Source organism: Streptomyces sp. NPDC085932 (assembly GCF_044540525.1).
GTDB classification, from domain to species: Bacteria; Actinomycetota; Actinomycetes; order Streptomycetales; family Streptomycetaceae; genus Streptomyces; species Streptomyces levis.
On sequence record NZ_JBITSJ010000003.1, the window covers coordinates 760,205 to 783,317 of the forward strand.

A 23,113-nucleotide genomic window follows, 5' to 3' on the forward strand; every position below is an offset into this window, starting at 1 on the left:
TTCTCCCGACCCCTTACAGCTTCATCAGGCTGGCGTCGTCGACCGAGGCCGAGTGGCGGGCACGGAACAGGGACACGATGATCGCGAGCCCCACCACGACCTCCGCGGCGGCGACGACCATCGTGAAGAAGGCGATGATCTGCCCGTCGAGGTTGCCGTGCATCCGGGAGAAGGCGACGAACGCGAGGTTGCAGGCGTTGAGCATCAGCTCGATGCACATGAACACCACGATCGCGTTGCGCCTGATCAGCACGCCGGTGGCGCCGATCGTGAAGAGCAGGGCCGCGAGATAGAGGTAGTTGACCGGGTTCACTTCGATGCCTCCTCGGGCCGCTTGAACGTGGCCGGTTCGACGGCCTTCCGCTCCAGGCGCTCCTCGGCCCGCTGCTCCAGGGCCCTGAGGTCGTTGAGCGCCTCCTGCGACACGTCCCGGACCTGGCCCCGCTCGCGCAGCGTCTTGCTGACGGTGAGGTCGGAGGGGGTGCCGTCGGGCAGCAGGCCCGCGATGTCGACCGCGTTGTGCCGGGCGTAGACGCCGGGCGCCGGCAGCGGCGGCAGGTACTTGCCCTCGCGCACGCGCTCCTCGGCGAGTTCGCGCTGCGTCTTGGCGCGCTCGGTGCGCTCGCGGTGGGTGAGCACCATGGCGCCGACGGCGGCCGTGATGAGCAGGGCGCCGGTGATCTCGAACGCGAAGACGTACTTGGTGAAGATGAGGGCGGCGATGCCCTCCACGTTGCCGCCGGCGTTCGCCTGGCCGATGCCGTTGAACTCCGTCAGGGAGGCGTTGCCGATCCCGGCGATCAGCAGGACACCGAAGCCGAGTCCGCACAGCAGGGCCAGCCAGCGCTGGCCCTTGATGGTCTCCTTCAGGGAGTCCGCCGCGGTGACGCCGACCAGCATCACCACGAACAGGAACAGCATCATGATCGCGCCGGTGTAGACGACGATCTGCACGACACCCAGGAAGTAGGCGCCGTTGGCGAGGTAGAACACCGCCAGGATGATCATGGTCCCGGCGAGGCAGAGCGCGCTGTGCACGGCCCGCCGCATCAGGATGGTGCACAGGGCGCCGATCACCGCGACGGTGCCGAGGATCCAGAACTGGACGGCCTCTCCGGTGGAGGTGGAGTAGGCGGCGAGCTGGGCGGTCATCGGCCGATCACCTTCTCCGATGCCGGTTCCGTCCCGCCGAAGGTCGTGTCGGCCTCCTGCACGACCTCGCCCTTGGAGTGGGCGACCTGCCGCTCGGTGCCGGGCGCGGCCTCCGTCACCAGGCCGCGGTAGTAGTCCTGTTCGTCCGTGCCCGGGTAGATGGCGTGGGGTGTGTCGACCATGCCCTCCTCCAGACCGGCGAGCAGCTGCTCCTTGGTGTAGATGAGGTTGGCGCGGCTGGAGTCGGCCAGCTCGAACTCGTTGGTCATGGTCAGCGCGCGCGTGGGGCACGCCTCGATGCACAGGCCGCACAGGATGCAGCGGGCGTAGTTGATCTGGTAGACGCGGCCGTACCGCTCGCCCGGCGAGTAGCGCTCCTCGTCCGTGTTGTCCGCGCCCTCGACGTAGATCGCGTCGGCGGGGCAGGCCCAGGCGCACAGCTCGCAGCCGACGCACTTCTCCAGGCCGTCCGGATGGCGGTTGAGCTGGTGCCGTCCGTGGAAGCGCGGGGCCGTGGTCTTCGGCTGCTCGGGGTACTGCTCGGTCAGCCGCTTCTTGAACATGGCCTTGAAGGTCACGCCGAAACCGGCCACCGGGTTCATGAAACCGGGCTTGGTGTCCTTGGGTTCCTCGGCCTGCGAACGCTCGATTTCCTCAGCCATCGGACGCCTCCTTTCCCTCCGTAGATCCGCCCACAGATCCGTCACTGTGAGTATCGGGCCCACCACTGACAATCAGCTCCCGCTCACGGCGCGAGGGCCGTCGCGGAACCGGCGGCAGTTCCTGTCCCGGCAGGGGCGGTACGGGGAACCCGCCGGCCATCGGGTCGAAGGCGGCCGGGGCCTCGGCCGGCTGCTCGGCCTGCCTGGTCTTCTCGCGGAACATGTCGGCCACGAAGGAGAGCAGCAGCAGGGCGAGCACGGCGCCGCCGACGTAGAGGGCGATGTCGGCGAAGTCGTAGCCCTCGTTGCGCAGGGCCCGGACGCTGGCGACGAGCATCAGCCAGACCAGCGAGACCGGGATGAGGACCTTCCAGCCGAGCTTCATCAGCTGGTCGTAGCGGACGCGCGGGAGGGTGCCGCGGATCCAGATGAACATGAACAGCAGCAGCTGGACCTTGACGGTGAACCACAGCAGCGGCCACCAGCCGTGGTTGGCGCCTTCCCAGAAGGTGCTGATGGGCCAGGGGGCCCGCCAGCCGCCGAGGAACAGCGTGGTGGCGACGGCCGAGACGGTCACCATGTTGACGTACTCGGCGAGCATGAACATCGCGAACTTGATCGACGAGTACTCGGTGTTGAAGCCGCCGACCAGGTCGCCCTCGGACTCCGGCATGTCGAAGGGGGCGCGGTTGGTCTCGCCGACCATGGTGACGATGTAGAGGATGAAGGAGACCGGCAGCAGCAGGATGTACCAGCGGTCGGTCTGCCCCTCCACGATCGTCGACGTCGACATCGAACCGGAGTAGAGGAACACCGAGGCGAAGGCGGCGCCCATCGCGATCTCGTAGGAGATCATCTGCGCGCAGGAGCGCAGACCGCCCAGCAGCGGGTAGGTCGAGCCGGAGCTCCAGCCCGCCAGGACGATGCCGTAGATGCCGACCGAGGCGACCGCGAGGATGTAGAGCATCGCGATCGGCAGGTCGGTGAGCTGCATCGTGGTGCGCTGGCCGAAGATCGAGATCTCGTTGCCGGCCGGGCCGAAGGGGATCACCGCGATCGCCATGAAGGCCGGGATGGCCGCGATGATCGGCGCGAGGACGTACACCGCCTTGTCCGCGCGCTTGACGATCACATCCTCCTTCAGCATCAGCTTGATGCCGTCGGCGAGCGACTGGAGCATGCCCCAGGGGCCGTGCCGGTTGGGGCCGATGCGCAGCTGCATCCAGGCGACGACCTTGCGCTCCATGACGATGGAGACCAGCACGGTCACCATCAGGAAGGCGAAGCAGAACACCGCCTTGATGACGACCAGCCACCAGGGGTCGGTGCCGAACATGGAGAGGTCTTCAGCGGCGAGGGACGACGGGCTCATGCCTCCACCTCCTTGGGGGCCTCGCCGGCGAGGGTCGCCGGGCCGATGCGGACGAGGGAGCCGGGCCGCGCCCCGGTGTCGGAGGCGACGCCACCGCCGGTGGAGTTCAGCGGGAGCCACACCACCCGGTCGGGCATGTCGCTGATCCGCAGCGGGAGTGCGACGTCGCCCTCGGGGCCGGTGACCGCGAGGAGGTCGCCGTCCTTGACGCCCGCCTCGGCGGCCGTGGCGGCCGACACGCGCGCGTGTGCGGCGTGCCGCGTGCCGGCGAGGGCCTCGTCGCCCTGCTGCAGGACGCCCTGGTCGAGCAGGAGCCGGTGCCCGGCGAGCACGGCCTCCCCGGCGGCCGGGCGGGGCAGCGCGGCCGCGGTCTCCAGGGGCTCGGTGGCCCGCGGTCCGTCCCAGGCGCCGAGCCGGTCGATCTCCGCGCGCACGGTGCGCAGATCGGGCAGCCCGAGGTGGACGTCCATGGCGTCGGCGAGCATCTGCAGCACGCGCGCGTCGGTGGGTGCGAGGGTGCGGGTCATCTGGTCGGGCTTGAGCGCCGCCTCGAAGAAGCGGACCCGGCCTTCCCAGTTGAGGAAGGTGCCGGCCTTCTCGGCGACCGCCGCGACGGGCAGCACCACGTCGGCCTCGCGGGTGATCTCGCTGGGCCGCAGTTCGAGCGAGACCAGGAAGCCCACCTCGTCGAGCGCGGCACGCGCGCGTGCCGGGTCGGGCAGGTCGGCGAGCTCCACGCCCGCCACCAGCAGCGCCTGGAGTTCACCGGTCGCGGCGGCTTCCACGATCTGGCCGGTGTCCCGGCCGTAGCGGTGCGGCAGACCGGCCACGCCCCAGACGGCGGCGACCTCGTCCCGCGCGCGCGGGTCGGTGGCCGGGCGTCCGCCCGGCAGCAGCGACGGCAGCGCGCCCGCCTCGACCGCCCCGCGCTCCCCGGCCCGGCGCGGGATCCACACCAGGCGGGCGCCGGTCGCGGCGGCGGTGCGGACGGCGGCCGTCAGACCGCCGGCCACCGCGGCCAGCCGCTCGCCGACGACGATCACCGCGCCCTCGGCGCGCAGCGCCTCGGCGGCGCGGGCACCGTCGTCCGCCAGGCCGACCCCGCTCGCGAGCGCGTCCAGCCACTCGGTCTCGGTGCCGGGAGCCGCCGGGAGCAGGGTGCCGCCGGCCTTCTCCAGGCCCCGGGTGGTGTGCGTGGCGAGCGAGAAGGTCCGCTGCCCGTGCTTGCGCCAGGCCTTGCGCAGCCGCAGGAAGACGCCGGGCGCCTCCTCCTCCGCCTCGAAGCCCACCAGCAGGACGGCCGGGGCCTTCTCCAGCGCGGTATAGGTGACGCCCGTGCCGTCGAGGTCCCGGCCGCGCCCGGCGATCTGCGCGGCGAGGAAGTCGGCCTCCTCGCCGCTGTGCACGCGCGCGCGGAAGTCGATGTCGTTGGTGTCGAGCGCCACGCGCGCGAACTTGCTGTAGGCGTAGGCGTCCTCGACGGTGAGGCGGCCACCGGTCAGCACGCCGGTACGGCCCCGGGAGGCGAGCAGCCCCTGGGCGGCGATCTGCAGGGCCTCCGGCCAGGAGGCCGGTTCCAGCTCACCCTCGGCGTTGCGCACCAGGGGCGTCTGGAGCCGGTCACGCTGCTGGGCGTACCGGAAGGCGAACCGCCCCTTGTCGCAGATCCACTCCTCGTTGACCTCGGGGTCGTTCGCCGCGAGCCGCCGCATGACCTTGCCGCGCCGGTGGTCGGTGCGCGTGGCGCAGCCGCCGGAGCAGTGCTCGCACACCGACGGGGAGGAGACCAGGTCGAAGGGGCGGGAGCGGAATCGGTACGCCGCCGAGGTCAGCGCTCCCACGGGGCAGATCTGGATGGTGTTGCCGGAGAAGTACGACTCGAACGGGTCGCCCTCGCCGGTGCCGACCTGCTGGAGCGCGCCCCGCTCGACCAGCTCGATCATCGGGTCGCCCGCGACCTGGTTGGAGAACCGGGTGCAGCGGGCGCACAGCACGCACCGCTCGCGGTCGAGCAGCACCTGGGTGGAGATCGGGACGGGCTTCTCGTAGGTCCGCTTGCGGCCGTCGAAGCGGGACTCGGCGTCGCCGTGCGACATGGCCTGGTTCTGCAGCGGGCACTCGCCGCCCTTGTCGCAGACCGGGCAGTCCAGCGGGTGGTTGATGAGCAGGAGCTCCATCACACCCTTCTGGGCCTTCTCCGCGACCGGGGAGCTGAGGTGGGTCTTGACGACCATGCCGTCGGTGCAGGTGATGGTGCAGGAGGCCATCGGCTTGCGCTGGCCCTCGACCTCGACGATGCACTGGCGGCAGGCGCCGGCCGGGTCCAGGAGGGGGTGGTCGCAGAACCGGGGGATCTCGATGCCGAGCTGTTCGGCGGCCCGGATGACCAGGGTGCCCTTGGGCACGCTGATCTCGGCGCCGTCGATCGTCAGCGACACGAGGTCCTCCGGCGGGACCGCCGCCTCTCCCCCGCCGGAGGGAGAGCTGGTGGTCACGGTCATGCGTTCACCTCCGTGCGGTCGGCCCAGGCCGTCGACTTGGCCGGGTCGAAGGGGCAGCCCCGGCCCGTGATGTGCTGCTCGTACTCCTCGCGGAAGTACTTCAGCGAGGAGAAGATCGGCGAGGCGGCGCCGTCACCGAGGGCGCAGAAGGACTTGCCGTTGATGTTGTCGGCGATGTCGTTCAGCTTGTCGAGGTCGGACATCTGTCCCTTGCCGGCCTCGATGTCGCGCAGCAGCTGCACGAGCCAGTAGGTCCCTTCGCGGCAGGGCGTGCACTTGCCGCAGGACTCGTGGGCGTAGAACTCGGTCCAGCGCGTGACGGCACGGACCACGCAGGTCGTCTCGTCGAAGCACTGGAGTGCCTTCGTGCCGAGCATGGAACCCGCGGCGCCCACTCCTTCGTAGTCGAGGGGGACGTCGAGGTGCTCGTCGGTGAACATCGGGGTCGAGGAGCCGCCCGGCGTCCAGAACTTCAGGCGGTGCCCGGGGCGCATCCCGCCGCTCATGTCGAGGAGCTGGCGGAGCGTGATGCCGAGCGGCGCCTCGTACTGGCCGGGGCTGGCGACGTGACCGGAGAGGGAGTAGAGGGTGAAGCCGGGCGACTTCTCGCTCCCCATCGACCGGAACCAGTCCTTGCCCCGGTTCATGATCGCGGGAACCGACGCGATCGATTCGACGTTGTTCACCACAGTCGGGCACGCGTAGAGGCCCGCGACGGCGGGGAAGGGGGGACGGAGCCGCGGTTGACCCCGGCGGCCTTCGAGCGAGTCGAGCAGTGCGGTCTCCTCACCGCAGATGTACGCGCCCGCGCCCGCGTGCACGGTGATGTCGAGGTCGAGTCCGCTGTCCAGGATGTTCTCGCCGAGGAAGCCCGCCGCGTACGCCTCGCGTACGGCCGAGTGCAACCGCCGCAGGACGGGGACGACTTCACCCCGCAGATAGATGAAGGCGTGCGACGACCTGATCGCGTAGCACGCGATGATCATGCCCTCGATGAGGCTGTGCGGGTTCGCGAAGAGGAGCGGGATGTCCTTGCACGTCCCGGGCTCCGACTCGTCGGCGTTGACAACCAGATAGTGCGGCTTTCCATCGCCCTGCGGGATGAACTGCCACTTCATGCCCGTCGGGAAGCCGGCGCCGCCGCGTCCGCGCAGACCGGACTCCTTGACGTACGCGATCACGTCGTCCGGCGTCATGGCGAGCGCCTTGCGCAGCCCCTCGTAGCCGTCGTGCCGCCGGTACACGTCCAGCGTCCAGGACCTGTCCTCGTCCCAGAAGGCCGACAGCACCGGTGCGAGCAGCTTCTCGGGGCTCATGTCTTTCAGCTCGGGTGCCAAGGTCATCACTCCCCCTCCTCGGCTGCGGGCCCGGCCGGGTGGGCCGGGTCGGAGGCCGACGTGTCCTGCGGCGCGTCGTGCGAGCTCAAGTGCTCCGTCGGTGACGGGTCGTGCGGTGCCCCGGTGCGGGCCGCCTCACCGCGCGGGTGCACCACGCGCGCGGGGGACGCCTCCCCCTTGGCGAGCTTCAGGCCCACCAGGGAGGCCGGTCCGGCGCTGCCCCCGGACTCCACGGCGCCGTCCCGCTCGTCGGGGAAGCCGGCCAGGATCCGGGCGGTGTCCTTGAAGGTGCACAGCGGCGCCCCGCGCGTGGGCGTGACCGGGCGTCCGGCGCGCAGGTCGTCGACGAGGCGCTTGGCGCTGGAGGGGGTCTGGTTGTCGAAGAACTCCCAGTTGACCATCACGACCGGCGCGAAGTCGCAGGCCGCGTTGCACTCGATGTGCTCCAGCGTGACCTTGCCGTCGTCGGTGGTCTCGCCGTTGCCCACGCCGAGGTGCTCCTGGAGCTCCTCGAAGATGGCGTCCCCGCCCATGACGGCGCACAGGGTGTTGGTGCACACCCCGACCTGGTAGTCCCCGCTGGGACGGCGCCGGTACATGGTGTAGAAGGTCGCGACGGCGGTGACCTCGGCCGTGGTCAGGCCGAGCACGTCCGCGCAGAAGCGCATGCCGGTGCGCGTGACGTGCCCCTCCTCCGACTGCACCAGGTGCAGCAGCGGCAGGAGGGCGGAGCGGGAGTCCGGGTAGCGGGCGATGATCTCGCGCGCGTCGGTCTCCAGCCGGGCCCGGACGTCGTCGGGGTAGGCGGGTGGGGGCAGTTCGGGCATGCCCAGGCCGACGCCCCGCTCGGAAGACGAAGTGGTCACCGGTCGACGCCTCCCATCACGGGGTCGATGGACGCGACGGCGACGATGACGTCGGCGACCTGGCCGCCTTCGCACATCGCCGCCATCGCCTGCAGGTTGGTGAAGGACGGGTCGCGGAAGTGGACCCGGTAGGGGCGGGTGCCGCCGTCGGACACGACGTGCACCCCGAGCTCGCCCTTGGGTGACTCGACCGCCGCGTAGGCCTGTCCCGGCGGGACGCGGAAGCCCTCGGTGACCAGCTTGAAGTGGTGGATCAGGGCCTCCATCGAGGTGCCCATGATCTTCTTGATGTGGTCGAGGGAGTTGCCGAGCCCGTCGGGGCCCAGGGCGAGCTGGGCGGGCCAGGCGATCTTCTTGTCGGCGACCATGACCGGGCCGGGCTGCAGCCGGTCCAGGCACTGCTCGACGATCCTGAGCGACTGGCGCATCTCCTCCAGGCGGATCAGGAAGCGGCCGTAGGCGTCGCAGGTGTCGGCGGTCGGGACGTCGAAGTCGTACGTCTCGTAGCCGCAGTACGGCTGGGCCTTGCGCAGGTCGTGCGGCAGGCCGGTGGAGCGCAGGATCGGGCCGGTGGCGCCGAGGGCCATGCAGCCGGCCAGGTCGAGGTAGCCGATGTCCTGCATGCGGGCCTTGAAGATGGGGTTCCCGGTGGCGAGCTTGTCGTACTCCGGGAGGTTCTTCTTCATCTTCTTCACGAACTCGCGGATCTGGTCCACGGCGCCGGGCGGCAGGTCCTGGGCGAGGCCGCCGGGGCGGATGTACGCGTGGTTCATCCGCAGGCCGGTGATCAGTTCGTAGATGTCGAGAATGAGTTCACGATCACGGAATCCGTAGATCATGATCGTGGTGGCGCCGAGCTCCATGCCGCCGGTGGCGATGCACACCAGGTGCGAGGAGAGGCGGTTCAGCTCCATCAGGAGCACGCGGATGATCGAGGCGCGGTCCGGGATCTGGTCCTCGATGCCGAGGAGCTTCTCGACGCCGAGGCAGTACGCCGTCTCGTTGAAGAACGGCGTCAGGTAGTCCATGCGCGTCACGAACGTGGTGCCCTGCGTCCACGTCCGGTACTCGAGGTTCTTCTCGATGCCGGTGTGCAGATAACCGATTCCGCAGCGGGCCTCGGTGACGGTCTCGCCCTCGATCTCCAGGATCAGGCGGAGCACGCCGTGCGTGGACGGGTGCTGCGGGCCCATGTTGACGACGATGCGCTCGTCGTCGGCGCGGGCCGCGGACTGGACGACCTCGTCCCAGTCGCCGCCGGTGACGGTGTAGACGGTTCCTTCGGTGGTCTCCCGGGGGGAGGCGTGCGAAGTGCTCATGAGTACGACCTCCGCTGGTCCGGAGCCGGGATCTGGGCGCCCTTGTACTCGACGGGGATGCCGCCGAGGGGGTAGTCCTTGCGCTGCGGGAAGCCCTGCCAGTCGTCCGGCATCATGATCCGCGTCAGGGCCGGGTGGCCGTCGAAGACGATCCCGAAGAAGTCGTACGTCTCGCGCTCGTGCCAGTCGTTGGTCGGATAGACCTCGAACAGGGACGGGATGTGCGGGTCGCTGTCGGGGGCGCTGACCTCCAGGCGGATCACCCGGTTGTGGGTGATCGAGCGCAGGTGGTAGACGGCGTGCAGCTCGCGTCCCTTGTCGTTCGGGTAGTGGACGCCGCTGACGCCGGTGCACAGCTCGAAGCGCAGGGCCGGGTCGTCGCGCAGGGTGCGGGCGACGCGGACGAGGTGCTCGCGCTCGATGTGGAACGTCAGCTCGTCGCGGTCGACGACCGTCCGCTCGATGGCGTTCTCCGGAAGCAGGCCCTGCTCCTCCAGGGCCCCCTCCAGCTCGTCGGCGACCTCGTCGAACCAGCCGCCGTAGGGGCGGTTCGCCGGTCCCGGGAGCCGGACCGAACGGACCAGGCCGCCGTAGCCGGAGGTGTCGCCGCCGTTGTTCGCGCCGAACATGCCGCGCTGGACGCGGATCTCCTCGCCGCCCTGGCCGCGCTGGCCCGGGAGGTTCGACGCGCTGAGGTCCTTCTCGGGGTTGGCGCCACCCGCGCCACCCTCGCCGTTCGCGCCGCTCATCGCAGCAGCCCCTTCATCTCGATCGTGGGCAGGGCCTTGAGCGCCGCCTCCTCCGCCTCGCGGGCGGCCTCCTCGGCGTTCACGCCGAGCTTGGAGGACTGGATCTTCTGGTGGAGCTTGAGGATGGCGTCCATCAGCATCTCCGGCCGTGGCGGGCAGCCGGGCAGGTAGATGTCGACCGGCACGATGTGGTCGACGCCCTGGACGATCGCGTAGTTGTTGAACATGCCGCCGGAGGAGGCGCAGACCCCCATGGAGATCACCCACTTGGGGTTCGGCATCTGGTCGTAGACCTGCCGCAGCACCGGCGCCATCTTCTGGCTGACCCGGCCGGCGACGATCATCAGGTCCGCCTGGCGCGGCGATCCCCGGAAGACCTCCATGCCGAAGCGCGCCAGGTCGTAGCGGCCGGCGCCGGTGGTCATCATCTCGATGGCGCAGCAGGCGAGGCCGAACGTGGCCGGGAAGACCGACGCCTTGCGCACCCAGCCCGCGGCCTGCTCGACGGTGGTCAGCAGGAAGCCGCTCGGCAGCTTTTCTTCGAGTCCCATGACGTGTGGCCCCTCAGTCCCATTCCAGGCCGCCGCGCCGCCATACGTACGCGTACGCGACGAAGACGGTGAGCACGAAGAGCAGCATCTCCACGAGCCCGAAGATCCCCAGGGCGTCGAAGGTGACGGCCCAGGGGTAGAGGAAGACGATCTCGATATCGAAAATGATGAAGAGCATCGCCGTCAGGTAGTACTTGATCGGGAAGCGCCCGCCGCCGGCCGGCGTGGGGGTCGGCTCGATACCGCACTCGTAGGCCTCGAGCTTGGCCCGGTTGTACCGCTTGGGCCCGATCAGCGTGGCCATGACCACGGAGAAGATCGCAAAGCCTGCCCCGAGGGCTCCCAGTACGAGGATGGGCGCATAAGCGTTCACCGCTCCTCGCTCCTCTCAGTCGGCACTGACTGCTGGCGGTTAGCGTCGGGCTCACGTCCGCCTCAGCAGCCCCGCGAACCCCGCCCGCCCCGGCGAAGATCGGGAACATGTGAAGCAGGTCACAAGCCCAACCGCGTGCATCTTATGCCCGACGCTCTGTGATCTGCGACACGGGGTATTGCACAAGCTTTGTGATCTCCACCACCTGACGATCGATCATGAAGTCGGATGAGCGGTGATCTTCACACGCGAAGCGTCCGAGTGATCACCAGAGGTGACATTTTGGCTCGTCAGCGCAGCTCGGAGGGCGCGTCTCAATATCAAGAGAGTTCGCGTGCATGCAAATTGGCGGTGGGCGGGATCTCTTGATAGAGGCGCGTTCACACCTCCGGGGGCACAGAGGGCGGGGTGTGGACGCGTGAGCGCGTTCACGATCTTCGCGGCGCCGTGATCCGGCCGTGATCCACGCGCCGGGGACGCGACCGCCGGGGCAACCGTTCCGTGACCTCCGCCACATTGATGAGAGCCGCGTGAGAACGGGGCTTGGCCAATCAACCCAACCAGTGGTAGGTGCGGGGCAATTCGGGCGTATTGATCAAACACCGTGATCACAGGCCGGTTACAGTGCGCCCGCAATGTCCGTTACGGCGTCAATAAAGGGCCTCGTTCGGGGATTTTGGGCCCCGCGTTGAACAACTGTGGCGCAGCACACGTTTCTTGAAGATATGAAGGAGCCCCTGGTACCGGTTGTTCCCATGTCCCACACCGCTCACATACGCAGCCACCGGAAGCCCCGCCGCAGCGCGACCTCTTCGATCGCCATGCGTGCCGGAGTTGCCGGTGGCGTTCTCAGCATGGCAGCGGCGGGTGCGTCGGCCTCGGCGAACGCCGCCGAGCCGGTGACGCAGACCATCGAACTGCCCACCCTGACGGCCGACATGTCCGCCGCGGTCGCCCAGTCCGCGGCCGCCACGCAGCAGGCCGCCGCGAACTACGAGCTGCGCGCAGAGCGTGACGCCGCCGCCGCCAAGGCCGCGGCGGAGGCCAAGAAGGACCTCGCCGAGGCGAAGAAGAAGGCCGAGGCCAAGAAGAAGGCCGCCGAGGCCGCCCGCAAGGCCGCCGCCGAGCGTGCCGAGCGCAGCGCCGAGCGCGCCACGCTCTCCGCCTCCGCCTCCACCTCCACGTCGGTCTCGGCGCCCGCCAGCGGCAGCGTCGCCACCGTCATCGCCTTCCTCAAGGCACAGCTGGGCGACGCCTACGTCATGGGCGCCACCGGTCCCAACGCCTGGGACTGCTCCTCCCTCGTGCAGGCCGCGTACAAGCAGGTGGGTGTGGACCTGCCGCGCATCTCGCAGGACCAGTCGATGGCCGGCACGGACGTGCCGCTCTCCAACGTCCAGGTCGGCGACATCCTGTACTGGGGCGGCAAGGGCTCCGCGTACCACGTGGGTGTCTACATCGGGAACGGCCAGTACCTGGACGCGGCCAACCCCTCCAAGGGCGTCGTCATCCAGGACCTGTCGGGCTACCCGGCGTCGGGCGCGGTGCGCGTCCTCTGACGTCACTTCACCACTGATACCCGCATAACGGGCAAGAGGGTCGCTGCCGCCGGTCGGCAACGGCCCTCCCGGCCTGTCCGGGCTCACCCCGCGCACCCCGGCACGCCCAGACGCCCCTCCAGGGCCCCTGTGAGCGCCTCGCCGGGGCCGGACGCGCCCGGAGGTCCGAGCGCGCGCCGCGGCCCGCCCACGCGCCGCAGGGGCTTCGACCCCGGCGGCCGATACGACTCCCGGGCCGATCAGCCCCCTATGCCCGAATCATCCCCGCGCGGCGGTGCCTTGACGGGACATGAGAAGCCGACGGCGTCCGGTGTGCGAGCGTGCGGACACAGGACGGCAGCCGACGTGCCGGGGCAGGAGCGTGCGGACACACGACGGCAGCCGACGACCCGGGGCGCGAGCGGGCGGACACATGACGGCAGCCGACGACCCGGGCGCGGACGTGACGACGCGCCGGCAGCCCGGCGCACCGGCGAGACGACGCGCCGACGGCCCGGCGCGCGACGAGGTGGACGCGCGCCGGGCCGTCGGCGTGACTGCTCCGAGCCGCCCGTCAGGCCTTCGGCGCGACCTTGCTCAGCCCGTTGATGATCCGGTCCATCGCGTCGCCGCCCGTCGGGTCGGTGAGGTTCGCGAGGAGCTTCAGCGTGAACTTCATCAGCAGCGGGTGCGTGAGGCCGCGCTGGGCGGCGATCTGCATGACCTTGGGGTTGCCGATGAGCTTCACGAAGGCGCGGCCGAGGGTGTAGTAGCCGCCGTAGGTGTCCTTCAGGACGCGCGGGTAGCGCTGGAGGGCCAGCTCCCGGCCGGCCGGGGTGGAGCGCGCGTGGGCCTGGACGATGACGTCGGCGGCGATCTGGCCGGACTCCATGGCGTAGGCGATGCCCTCGCCGTTGAACGGGTTCACCAGGCCGCCGGCGTCGCCGACCAGCAGCAGGCCCTTGGTGTAGTGCGGCTGGCGGTTGAAGGCCATGGGGAGCGCGGCGCCGCGGATCGGGCCGGTCATGTTGTCCGGGGTGTAGCCCCAGTCCTCCGGCATGGAGGCGCACCAGGCCTTGAGGACCTCGCGCCAGTCCAGCTCCTTGAAGGACTCGGAGGTGTTGAGCACACCCAGGCCGACGTTGGAGGTGCCGTCGCCCATGCCGAAGATCCAGCCGTAGCCGGGCAGGAGGCGGTCCTGGGGGCCGCGGCGGTCCCACAGTTCGAGCCAGGACTCCAGGTAGTCGTCCTCGTGGCGCGGGCTGGTGAAGTACGTGCGGACCGCCACGCCCATCGGGCGGTCCTCGCGGCGGTGCAGTCCCATCGCGAGGGAGAGCCGCGTGGAGTTGCCGTCGGCGGCGACGACCAGCGGGGCGTGGAAGGTGACCTCGCGCTTCTCCTCGCCGAGCTTCGCGTGCACGCCGGTGATGCGGCCCGTGCGGTCGTCGACGATCGGCGCGCCCACGTTGCACTTCTCGAACAGCCGGGCACCGGCCTTCTGGGCCTGCCGGGCGAGCTGCTCGTCGAAGTCGTCGCGCTTGCGGACCAGGCCGTAGTCCGGGAACGAGGCGAGATCCGGCCAGTCGAGCTGGAGGCGCACTCCGCCGCCGATGATCCGCAGACCCTTGTTGCGCAGCCAGCCGGCCTCTTCCGAGATGTCGATGCCCATCGCCACGAGCTGCTTGACGGCGCGCGGGGTCAGGCCGTCGCCGCAGACCTTCTCGCGCGGGAACTCGGTCTTCTCCAGGAGCAGTACGTCGAGTCCGGCCTTGGCGAGGTGGTACGCGGTGGTGGAGCCGGCTGGCCCCGCGCCGACGACGATGACATCGGCGGTGTTTTCGGAGAGGGGCTCGGTCACGGCGGGATCTCCCCAAGGTTCGAAATCTGCGTGCCGACCGGCACAGGACACGGGCAGTCTATTCAGCGCCCTTGATCACCCGGCTGAAGGGCCGCCCCCGACGCGAGACTTCCGGTGACGCTACGTAATCGAGTGTCACAGAAAGACACCTGTCGCTTCCGGCCGCCACCGGGCCGGAGTTACCCTTCCTGTACCGCTGGGGGTGACATCTGTGCACATATCCCACAAACCACCCGAGGTGCGGGTACCGCGCCTGGTCGGTCTGATGGCCGTGGACGCCCGCGAGACGGCCCGGGCGCAGGGACTGTTCCTCAACGCGCCGGACCGGCCCGACTTCCATCTCGCCGTGGTCGACTACGTGGTCCGGCAGTACCCGCAGCCCGGTGCCGAGGTGCCGCGGGACTCGATGGTCTACGTCTGGTTCGACTTCGGGCCGGGCGAGGGCGGCGGGGGCGTGCACGAGCCGCGCGTCCCGAGTCCGCCCCGGGGCGGACTGCGCCGGGAGCTGGACGAACCGGGCGACCCGTACATGGTGCTCAGCGACCGCTAGACCGTGTCCGCCGGGTCTCAGTCCTTCTTGAAGCCCCGGTGCAGGGCGACGATCCCGCCGCTCAGGTTGCGCCAGGCCACCCGCGACCAGCCGGCCCCGCCCAGCCGTTGCGCCAGGGCGGGCTGGTCGGGCCAGGCGCGGATGGACTCGGCGAGGTAGACGTAGGCGTCGGGGTTGGAGGAGACGGCCCGGGCGACCGGCGGCAGGGCGCGCATCAGGTACTCGGTGTAGACCGTGCGGAACGGCGCCCACGTGGGGTGCGAGAACTCGCAGATCACGATCCGCCCGCCGGGCCGGGTCACCCGGTGCATCTCGCGCAGCGCGGCGTCCGTGTCCTGCACGTTGCGCAGCCCGAAGGAGATGGTGACGGCGTCGAAGCTGTCGTCCTTGAACGGCAGCCGCGTCGCGTCCCCGGCGGTGTAGGGCAGCCAGGGCTGGCGCTGCTTGCCGACCTGGAGCATGCCCTGGGAGAAGTCGCAGGGGACGACGTAGGCGCCGGTCCGCGCGAAGGGCAGCGAGGACGTTCCCGTGCCCGCCGCCAGGTCGAGGATCTTCTGCGCCGGGCGCGCGTCGACCGCCTTGGCGACCTCCTTGCGCCATCGCCGGTCCTGGCCGAGGGACAGCACGTCGTTGGTCAGGTCGTACCGTTCCGCCACGTCGTCGAACATCGAGGCGACTTCGTGCGGCTGCTTGTCCAGGGATGCGCGGGTCACGGAGCCATTCTTGCAGCACGCCCTCCGGGCAGGAGCCGGGGTGCGCGCCGTGCCGCCGCGTCCTCCCCCCACCCGCACGGCAGCACGAACACCGCGGTCGGCACCCGGCTTCGGCGCAGCAGCCGGGTGCGGCGTGCGGAGGTGTCGACGGACACGGGGCCTTCGGAGGGCCCGTTGCCGCGTTTGCGGCGGTGACCGCGCGAGGCACGGTTCTCGATGGCGGTCCGGAACGCATTCCCCGGACACGGGACACCGGAGCGACTTCACGTGCCCTAAACTCGGGTCTCCTTGTGAGCAAGTCAGGAGAAAAGACCCGGGCCGTCCTTTCTCCGAGAGTTCTCGAGCATGCCCGCGGAACGCGTCTGTGCCCCACCTTCGTGAGACGTTTGCGGCTGGGAAACGTACTGAGCCTTGACCCCTGAGATCTCGCGAGAACGGGAGCGCGCCGTATGAGGAGTCTGCGGAGACCGGCCGCCGCGGCCGGCTGTCTGATCGCCCTCGCCGCCACGGGCTGTTCGGGCCAGGACAGCCCGGCCCGCGCGGCCCCCTCGGCGACGGCGGCGCCCGGCTCCTCGGCCGTCGCCGGCACCTCGTACGCCCCGTACGTCAGCGCCACCGAGGCCGCCGGCACCGACACGGCCGGCTCCCCCACGACGTACAACCTGGCCTTCGTCATGGCCGAGGGCCGTGACTGCGCGCCGCGCTGGAACGGCACCCACGCCCTCGGCGACCCGGCGGTCGCCGCCCGCGTCGCGGCGCTCAAGGAGGACGGCGGCCGGGTCCGGGTCTCCTTCGGCGGCGCCTCCGGGAAGGAACTCGCGGCGAACTGCGACAGCGTCTCCGCACTGGCGGCGGCCTACGGCAAGGCCCTGGACGCGGCCGGCACCACGCTCGCCGACTTCGACATCGAGGGCGACGACCTGTCCGACTCGGCGTCCGTCGCGCTGCGTTCGCGGGCGATCGCGCGGTTGCAGGAGGAACGGGACGATCTGGAGGTCTCGTTCACCCTGCCCGTGATGCCCTCCGGTCTGGACGGGGACGGCCTGGCGCTGCTCGCGTCGGCCAACGACCACGGCGTGCGGGTCGCCACGGTCAACCTGATGACGATGAACTACGGCTCGTCCTACGACGGTGACATGGGCGGCTACGCGCTCACCGCCGCCCGGGCCGCGCACACGCAGCTGAGGAAGGTCTTCGGCACGTCCGACGGCGAGGCCTGGCGGGGCATGGCGCTCACCTCGATGATCGGCGTCAACGACGTCGCGGGTGAGACCTTCACGCTCGCCGACGCGGCCGAGGTCCGTGCCTTCGCCGAGGAGAAGGGCATCGCCTGGGTGTCGATGTGGTCGACGGCCCGGGACCGGCAGTGCGCGCCCGGCACCGACACCGGTGAGGCGGCCACCGACTGTAGTGGTGTGCGCCAGAGTTCGGGGGCGTTCGCGAAGGCCTTCGCGGGCTGAGCCCCCGCTTCAGCGGGCCCGGTACACCAGCCGGCCGGCCAGCACGGTCGCCACGCAGCTGGCCGCGCCGCGCTCGCGCAGGGCGCTCTCGTCGGGCACGTCGAACACGGCCAGGTCGGCCCGGCCGCCGATGGTCAGCGGGCCGTGGACCGTGCCGCGCAGGTCGTGGCCCTCGGCGAACGGGTCGAGGTCGGGCCGCTCGCCGAGCAGCGTGCCGGGGGCGTTCGTGGTGCCGACGACGGTCAGGCCGGAGCGGGCGACCGCCATGGCCACCAGCGGGTCGCGGAAGCGGGCCCCGGGTGAGGCGACGGCCGTGGTGCCGTAGCGCAGCATCCGCTGCACGCCGCGCCGCACGCTGCCCGACCAGCGGGACTCGCCCAGCTCGCCGAGGGCGGCCAGCCGCTCGCCCCACAGGGGTTCCTCGCCCAGCTCGCCGGCCTCGCGCGGGTCGGGGTGGTAGCACTGGCGCAGCAGCCACAGGGGGTGCCACTGGCGCAGGCCCGGGGTGAGCACGCCCGGCCAGCGCCGCACGCGCGCGCCGGGCGTCTCGTCGGCGACGTCCTCGTACGGTCCGACGGCCGTGATCCGGTCGCCGTCGACCGCGACCGCTCCGTCCGTGACGGGGTCCGCACCCGCGGGCAGGACCAGCGGGGCGGCGTGGATCGTCAGCACGGCGGGGCCGGCCGGGCTCAGTTGGACGCGAGCAGCTTCAGCTCGGGGTGAGCCGTGCCGCCCTCGATGGCCGTGGAGGAGATGTGCGAGACCACGCGGTCGTCGACCGGGTCGTTCGCCGGGTCGTCGTGCACGACGAGGTGCTCGTAGGTGGTGGACCGCTGGGCGGGGACGCGGCCCGCCTTGCGGATGAGGTCGATGATCTCCATGCGGTTCGACCGGTGCTTGGCTCCGGCCGACGACACCACGTTCTCCTCCAGCATGATCGAGCCGAGGTCGTCGGCGCCGTAGTGCAGGGAGAGCTGGCCGACCTCCTTGCCCGTGGTCAGCCAGGAGCCCTGGATGTGGGCGATGTTGTCCATGAACAGCCGGGCGATGGCGATCATCCGCAGGTACTCGAAGAGCGTCGCCTGCGTCCGGCCCTTCAGGTGGTTGTTCTCGGGCTGGTAGGTGTACGGGATGAACGCACGGAAGCCGCCCGTGCGGTCCTGGACGTCGCGGATCATGCGCAGGTGCTCGATGCGCTCGGCGTTGGTCTCGCCGGTGCCCATGAGCATGGTGGAGGTGGACTCCACGCCCAGGTTGTGCGCGATCTCCATGATCTCCAGCCAGCGCTCGCCCGACTCCTTCAGCGGGGCGATGGCCTTGCGGGGCCGCTCGGGCAGCAGCTCGGCGCCGGCACCGGCGAAGGAGTCGAGGCCGGCGGCGTGGATGCGCTGGATGGCCTCCTCCACGCTCACCTTGGAGATCCGGGCCATGTGCTCGACCTCGGACGCGCCCAGCGAGTGGATCACCAGCTGCGGGAAGGCGTCCTTGATGGCCTTGAAGTGCTTCTCGTAGTACTCGACGCCGTAGTCCGGGTGGTGCCCGCCCTGGAACATGATCTGGGTGCCGCCCAGCTCGACCGTCTCGGCGCAGCGGCGCAGGATGTCGTCGAGGTCGCGCGTCCAGCCCTTGGCGGTGTCCTTGGGGGCGGCGTAGAAGGCGCAGAAGCGGCAGGCCGTGACGCAGACGTTCGTGTAGTTGATGTTGCGCTCGATGATGTACGTCGCGATGTGCTCGGTCCCCGCGTACCGGCGTCGCCGTACGGCGTCGGCGGCGGCCCCCAGCGCGTGCAGCGGGGCGTCCCGGTAGAGCACGAGCGCCTCGTCCGGGGTGATCCGCCCACCGGCGGCAGCACGGTCGAGGATGGGCTGAAGGTCGGCCTTCTCGGTCACCGGGCGTCCCTTTCGTAAGGGTTCTGGACGGACCCGCCCAGCGTACGCCAGCGGTCCGGACGACCGGACGCCAGGCTGTCCGGGGCCGGCCCCGGACCGTCGGGACGGGCGGCGGGGCGCGCCGCGTGCAGGGAGGGCGGGGAAGCCGGGCGAGCGGCCCCTGGTGTTCCGGGTGTTCGCGGCCCCTGCCGTGGTCGGTGGCGTGGTCACCGGCTTACGGCTGCGCCGCATGGCCGGCGCGCATCGGAGCCGGCCGCTGGCCGGCTGGACCCGGTTGCTCGGTGCGCCGCTCGCCGCGTACGGCCTGTGCGTGGTGTGCCGGGTCGCCGCCGGCGTCGGGGGATGACCCGCGTCGGGCGGCGGCCGGGTCAGGCCGTGTACGCGCCGATCAGGAGGCCCAGGAGGGCGCCTGTGATCAGGAACGGGCCGAACGGGATGGCCGTCTTGCGGGTGGCGCGGCGGGTGAGGACCAGGGCGGCGCCGTACAGGGCGCCGAGGAGGAAGCCGGCGAAGGTGCCGAGCATCACCGTGGGCCAGCCGTACCAGCCGAGGACCGCGCCCGCGCCGAGGGCCAGCTTGACGTCGCCGAAGCCCATGCCCGCGGGGTTGACGAGGAAGAGGACGAAGTAGCCGCCGCCGAGGGCCAGGGAGCCGAGGAGGGCGGTCGTCCACTCCCCCGCGTGTTCGGGGACGAGGGCGGTGAGGCCGAGCAGGGCCAGGGCGGCCGCGGCGAAGGGGAGGGTGAGCGGGTCGGGCAGGCGCCGGACCCGGAAGTCGACCACGGTGAGCAGGACTCCGACCGGGGCGAGCAGCAGCCAGACGCCGACCTCGGGGCGGGTGCCGGTCGCGGCGGCGAGGGCGGCGCAGACGGCCGCCGTGGCGAGGGCCAGGGGGACCGTGCGCGGACCGTACGCGGGTTCCGCGCAGGCCCGGCAGGAGGCCGGGCCCAGCCAGCCCCGGACCGCGTGCCCGCCGGGGCACTCCCGCCGCCACGGCTCGCCCGAGGGCGCCGAGAACCGGTAGGCCGCCCTCGGCAGCAGCGCTCCCGCCGCCGCGCCCCACAGCGCGGCGGCCAGGACCAGCAGCCCGGTGCTCATCCCACCGCCGCGATCGCGTCACGCCACGTCGGCAGCAGCTCGTCGAGCAGCGCCTCCGTGCGCGGCGGCAACCCGCGGGCCCCGCTGCGGCGGACGAGGTCGGTGGCGAGGGCCGTCAGCCGGTCCGCCTCGCCGGTGGCGTGGGTCGCGCGCAGCAGTTCGTGCCACAGGCGCTCGTCCTCCGGGGCGGTGCGCAGCGCCGCGTTCAGCGCCTCGATGGCCTTCTCCGCGCGGCCCTTCTCCATGTGGAACGCGCACAGCGCCAGCCCTGTGTCGGCGACCAGCAGCGGCAGTTGCGCGTCGACGATCTCGTGGGTGAGCCACCGGTAGCGCCCCTCGGGCCGGTCGGCGAGCAGCGGTCCGCGCACCAGCACGAGCGCGTCGGTGAGCAGCCGCCCGCGCACGGCCCGGCTGCCGACGCCCCTGCCCTGCGTGGCCTCGTAGTACAGCGACCGCAGCACGTCCAGGTCGGAGACGACCGACGGGGCGAGCGTGAGCCGCCCGCTGTCGTCGGTGCCCAGACGGGGCGTGCCGTCCGGGTCGGTGCCCAGCCAGTCGCGCAGCCGGTCCAGCAGCGCGCCGCGCACGTCGTCGGTGACCCCGCGCGGCCACAGCGCCGAGGACAGCACCCGCGGGTGCACGCCCTCGCGGTGCAGGAGCAGCAGCGCCAGCGCCTCGTGCAGCAGGGCGCTGCGGTCCCCGTCCGGGGTGTCCAGGCCGATGATCTCGTACGGCCCGACGAGCCGTGCGTAGACGGCCGGGCGTCCCTGCTCGCTGATGTCGACGAGGAACGGCGGCCGGTGGGCCGGGTCGCCCTCGGGCCGGCTCTCCGGGTCGCTCTCGACGAACAGCTCCACCACGGCGCGCTGCTGGGCGGCGGGGAGCAGCTGGGCGTCGAGTTCCAGGCCGAGGAGCGGCGCGAGCAGCTTGCCCTGGCCGGTGATCTCCATCTCCCAGGCGGCGCCGGGCAGATCGCCGGTCTCGGTGCCGACGAGGTAGCCGATGCCCAGCCGGCTCGCGTCGGCGGCGAGTTCGGCGAGCTTGACGGCGTCCTCGGCGGAGGGCTGGGCGGCGAGCAGGACGAGGTGCGGGGCCCAACGGGTGTGCTGTGCGGGGCCGGTGCGCCCGGTGAGCACCGAGTCGTGCCCGGCGGCGCCCAGTGCTCCGCGCCGCTGCCGCGTCTCGGCCTCCATGGTCTCGACGAGCGCCTCGACGTCCTCCAGGTGCCGGATCCGGTTCGGGGCCAGCGGCGTGAGGTCCTCGCCGAAACCGACGAGCGTGATGGTCATGCGGTCGGACCACCCGTTGGTGGCCAACTCGGCGGCCACGGAAGCGAAGACGGCAGCCCGGTCGGACTCCCGGCCGGAGAGCGACACGATGCCGGGCACGGCCTCCAGGTTCAGCAGCAGCCGCGAGTCGTCCATGGTGCCGAGGCTGACGAGGCCGGGATAGGGCGCGGCCGTGTCGACGTCGCCGTAGCCCTCGGCGTCCGCGCGGGCCAGCATCCAGAACGTCTGGTCCTGCCCCTGCTGCCAGGGCGCGGGCGGCTTCCCCGAGGGCTGGGCGAGCTGGAGGTGCAGGTCGCCGTTGCTGAGCCAGGCCGCGTACACCACCGGCAGCGCCCGCGACTCCTCGGCGAGGGAGGCGGCGAGCCCGCGCAGGGACCGGTCGAGCAGCCGGACGCCCTCCGGGTCGGCGCCGACGAGCAGCGCGTCCTGGACGTCCTGCGCGTCCCCGCCCGGCGTGGGCGGCTCCATGCCGCGCCGCCCGCCGACGGAGCCGAACGCCGACTGCCACAGCGCCTGCCGGCGCCGCCGTCCGAGGGCACCGAGGAGGCCGGCGGCGAGCAGGGGCGCCGCCAGGAGCGCTTCGGGGAGGCCGAAGGCGCTCCCGGACCCGGTGGCCGCCGTGGCCTGCTGCCGGTCGCCGTCGGGGGCGGGCCGCTGCTGCTCGGGGACGGACACCTGGGCGGCGCCCCCGCCGGTGTGCCCGTGCTCACCGCCCCGGCCTCCCGTGGCCCCGCCGTCCCGGGCGCCGGCTCCGCCGCCACCCTGGGCGTGGTCGCCGGTCTGCGCGTAGTCGGCGATCTGCTGCTGCACGTCGGGCGGGACGTCCGGTGCCTCGCCGGGCATCTCGACGAGTTCACCGCCCCGCGCGTCGCCCGGCATCTCCATGATCCAGCCGGGCCGGATGAGGCTGGCCTCGGAGAGCCTGGAACCGTCCGGCTGCACCCGGTCCTTGTTGAGCTCGAAGATCTCCTTGTAGCGCCGCCCGTCACCGAGGTGGCGTTCGGCTATCTCCCACAGCGAGTCGTGGTGCCGTCCCTCGGGCGGCTGGATGCGGTAGTACTTCGTGTCGCCCTGCCGGGCCGTACTGCCGCCGGCGTCGGCGTGGGCGGCGGCGTGCGAGGCCTGCTCGGCGAGGGCGGCGGCCGCACCGGAGGCCTGCTCCTGCTGCTGGGCGAAGAGCCCGGGCGTGGCCTGCGCCGCGGCCACGGTCGGCTTCTGGTGGGCGTCGTATCCCTGCCCGAGCTGCGACAGCCCCGGCGTGAGGCTTGCGGCGGTGGCGCCGACGAGCAGCAGCGCGGCGACGAGCTGGCGCGCGAGCAGCTGACTGGGTCCGGCGCCCGGCACCCGTCCCGGCACGCCGACGCCCGAGAGCGCGGCCTTCATCTCCACCAGCACGCAGGCGGTGAACTGCGCCCACGCGAACCACACGATGACGGTGAGGATGTTGAGGAAGGTGTGGACGGTGATCTCTTGCTGCAGCCAGTCGAGGCTCGGCACGCCGTCGGGCAGCGGCCAGCCGATCTGCGTGGCGAGCGCGAGGGGCACGCCCACGAGGAGCACGGCCAGCGCGACGAACGCGAGGAACGCCTTGACGAAGTCCCCGAACGACCGCCGCCGGATCCGCACCGGCTGCGGCGTCCGGTTCCTCGGAGCCGTCGTTCCCGTCGTGTCTCCCGTCGAGCTTGACGAGCTTGAGGTGCGGCGTCGCGGCATGGCGGGTGTCCTGGGGTCGTGAGGGGACGTGCGTGGACTGCGTGAGGCCGAGCTGTGGGGTGTGGGTCTGCTGAGCCTACAGAGATCTTATGGACTCACCGTTGGGAGGCGCATGAGGGCCGGG

At 71.5% G+C, this 23,113-nt stretch carries 21 protein-coding genes; 4 read left to right on the top strand and 17 right to left on the bottom strand.

The window, feature by feature from the left end; genetic code table 11:
• Positions 1–13 precede the first annotated feature (13 nt).
• From nuoK to ACIGAQ_RS19585, 11 genes are read right to left on the bottom strand one after another with little or no spacing between them, the layout of a single operon-like run.
• Complete coding sequence (nuoK, locus tag ACIGAQ_RS19535) at positions 14–313, bottom strand: NADH-quinone oxidoreductase subunit NuoK (protein WP_003992252.1); 300 nt, start codon at positions 311–313, stop codon at positions 14–16.
• Positions 310–1,152, bottom strand: a complete 843-nt coding sequence (locus ACIGAQ_RS19540) for an NADH-quinone oxidoreductase subunit J (protein ID WP_399784313.1) — start codon at positions 1,150–1,152, stop codon at positions 310–312. The genes nuoK and ACIGAQ_RS19540 overlap by 4 nt, the downstream gene beginning before the upstream one ends.
• Positions 1,149–1,814, bottom strand: coding sequence for an NADH-quinone oxidoreductase subunit NuoI (gene nuoI / locus ACIGAQ_RS19545; RefSeq protein WP_311680433.1), 666 nt, complete (start codon positions 1,812–1,814; stop codon positions 1,149–1,151). Before nuoI ends, ACIGAQ_RS19540 begins: the two co-directional genes overlap by 4 nt.
• The gene (nuoH, locus tag ACIGAQ_RS19550; RefSeq protein WP_399784316.1) at positions 1,807–3,186 is read right to left on the bottom strand and encodes an NADH-quinone oxidoreductase subunit NuoH; all 1,380 of its coding nucleotides are present in this window, start codon (positions 3,184–3,186) and stop codon (positions 1,807–1,809) included. Before nuoH ends, nuoI begins: the two co-directional genes overlap by 8 nt.
• Complete coding sequence (locus ACIGAQ_RS19555) at positions 3,183–5,687, bottom strand: NADH-quinone oxidoreductase subunit G (protein ID WP_399784319.1); 2,505 nt, start codon at positions 5,685–5,687, stop codon at positions 3,183–3,185. The genes nuoH and ACIGAQ_RS19555 overlap by 4 nt, the downstream gene beginning before the upstream one ends.
• The gene (nuoF, locus tag ACIGAQ_RS19560) at positions 5,684–7,030 is read right to left on the bottom strand and encodes an NADH-quinone oxidoreductase subunit NuoF (protein ID WP_394814201.1); all 1,347 of its coding nucleotides are present in this window, start codon (positions 7,028–7,030) and stop codon (positions 5,684–5,686) included. The genes ACIGAQ_RS19555 and nuoF overlap by 4 nt, the downstream gene beginning before the upstream one ends.
• Positions 7,030–7,890, bottom strand: coding sequence for an NADH-quinone oxidoreductase subunit NuoE (gene nuoE / locus ACIGAQ_RS19565; RefSeq protein WP_311680437.1), 861 nt, complete (start codon positions 7,888–7,890; stop codon positions 7,030–7,032). Before nuoE ends, nuoF begins: the two co-directional genes overlap by 1 nt.
• Positions 7,887–9,209, bottom strand: a complete 1,323-nt coding sequence (locus tag ACIGAQ_RS19570) for an NADH-quinone oxidoreductase subunit D (RefSeq protein ID WP_094056668.1) — start codon at positions 9,207–9,209, stop codon at positions 7,887–7,889. The genes nuoE and ACIGAQ_RS19570 overlap by 4 nt, the downstream gene beginning before the upstream one ends.
• On the bottom strand, positions 9,206–9,958 hold the full coding sequence (locus ACIGAQ_RS19575; protein WP_311680439.1) for an NADH-quinone oxidoreductase subunit C: 753 nt from the start codon (positions 9,956–9,958) through the stop codon (positions 9,206–9,208). The genes ACIGAQ_RS19570 and ACIGAQ_RS19575 overlap by 4 nt, the downstream gene beginning before the upstream one ends.
• The gene (locus ACIGAQ_RS19580; RefSeq protein WP_007383964.1) at positions 9,955–10,509 is read right to left on the bottom strand and encodes an NADH-quinone oxidoreductase subunit B family protein; all 555 of its coding nucleotides are present in this window, start codon (positions 10,507–10,509) and stop codon (positions 9,955–9,957) included. Before ACIGAQ_RS19580 ends, ACIGAQ_RS19575 begins: the two co-directional genes overlap by 4 nt.
• A gap of 13 nt (positions 10,510–10,522) precedes the next feature.
• A complete protein-coding gene (locus tag ACIGAQ_RS19585; protein ID WP_003974383.1) occupies positions 10,523–10,882 on the bottom strand; it encodes an NADH-quinone oxidoreductase subunit A in 360 nt (119 codons plus the stop codon).
• Positions 10,883–11,607: 725 nt separating this feature from the next.
• Here ACIGAQ_RS19585 and ACIGAQ_RS19590 point away from each other — a divergent pair.
• The gene (locus tag ACIGAQ_RS19590) at positions 11,608–12,441 is read left to right on the top strand and encodes a C40 family peptidase (protein WP_362276775.1); all 834 of its coding nucleotides are present in this window, start codon (positions 11,608–11,610) and stop codon (positions 12,439–12,441) included.
• A 553-nt stretch (positions 12,442–12,994) separates the two neighbouring features.
• Here the strand turns inward: ACIGAQ_RS19590 and ACIGAQ_RS19595 are convergent.
• On the bottom strand, positions 12,995–14,278 hold the full coding sequence (locus ACIGAQ_RS19595) for a geranylgeranyl reductase family protein (protein ID WP_311680441.1): 1,284 nt from the start codon (positions 14,276–14,278) through the stop codon (positions 12,995–12,997).
• A 238-nt stretch (positions 14,279–14,516) separates the two neighbouring features.
• Between ACIGAQ_RS19595 and ACIGAQ_RS19600 the strand changes: the two genes are divergently transcribed.
• Positions 14,517–14,828 carry a PASTA domain-containing protein gene (locus ACIGAQ_RS19600; protein ID WP_311680512.1) on the top strand — a complete coding sequence of 104 codons (312 nt, stop codon included), beginning with the start codon at positions 14,517–14,519 and terminating at the stop codon, positions 14,826–14,828.
• A gap of 17 nt (positions 14,829–14,845) precedes the next feature.
• On the opposite strand, the gene ACIGAQ_RS19605 is transcribed toward ACIGAQ_RS19600, so the two are convergent.
• Positions 14,846–15,541, bottom strand: coding sequence for a demethylmenaquinone methyltransferase (locus ACIGAQ_RS19605; protein WP_094056673.1), 696 nt, complete (start codon positions 15,539–15,541; stop codon positions 14,846–14,848).
• A 449-nt stretch (positions 15,542–15,990) separates the two neighbouring features.
• On the opposite strand from ACIGAQ_RS19605, the gene ACIGAQ_RS19610 reads away from it, so the two are divergent.
• Positions 15,991–17,001 carry a chitinase gene (locus tag ACIGAQ_RS19610; protein WP_399784327.1) on the top strand — a complete coding sequence of 337 codons (1,011 nt, stop codon included), beginning with the start codon at positions 15,991–15,993 and terminating at the stop codon, positions 16,999–17,001.
• A 9-nt stretch (positions 17,002–17,010) separates the two neighbouring features.
• On the opposite strand, the gene ACIGAQ_RS19615 is transcribed toward ACIGAQ_RS19610, so the two are convergent.
• Positions 17,011–17,673 (bottom strand): imidazolonepropionase-like domain-containing protein, encoded by a 663-nt coding sequence (locus tag ACIGAQ_RS19615; RefSeq protein ID WP_399784330.1) that lies wholly within the window; start codon positions 17,671–17,673, stop codon positions 17,011–17,013.
• A 17-nt stretch (positions 17,674–17,690) separates the two neighbouring features.
• The gene (mqnC, locus tag ACIGAQ_RS19620) at positions 17,691–18,890 is read right to left on the bottom strand and encodes a cyclic dehypoxanthinyl futalosine synthase (RefSeq protein ID WP_094056679.1); all 1,200 of its coding nucleotides are present in this window, start codon (positions 18,888–18,890) and stop codon (positions 17,691–17,693) included.
• 172 nt (positions 18,891–19,062) lie between these two features.
• On the opposite strand from mqnC, the gene ACIGAQ_RS19625 reads away from it, so the two are divergent.
• A complete protein-coding gene (locus ACIGAQ_RS19625; RefSeq protein ID WP_399784334.1) occupies positions 19,063–19,236 on the top strand; it encodes a hypothetical protein in 174 nt (57 codons plus the stop codon).
• Positions 19,237–19,258: 22 nt separating this feature from the next.
• Here ACIGAQ_RS19625 and ACIGAQ_RS19630 read toward each other — a convergent pair whose 3' ends face one another.
• Both ACIGAQ_RS19630 and ACIGAQ_RS19635 read right to left on the bottom strand, forming a co-directional pair.
• Positions 19,259–19,987, bottom strand: coding sequence for a prepilin peptidase (locus tag ACIGAQ_RS19630; protein WP_311680444.1), 729 nt, complete (start codon positions 19,985–19,987; stop codon positions 19,259–19,261).
• Positions 19,984–22,989, bottom strand: coding sequence for a BTAD domain-containing putative transcriptional regulator (locus ACIGAQ_RS19635; RefSeq protein WP_399784338.1), 3,006 nt, complete (start codon positions 22,987–22,989; stop codon positions 19,984–19,986). The genes ACIGAQ_RS19630 and ACIGAQ_RS19635 overlap by 4 nt, the downstream gene beginning before the upstream one ends.
• Positions 22,990–23,113: the final 124 nt, after the last annotated feature.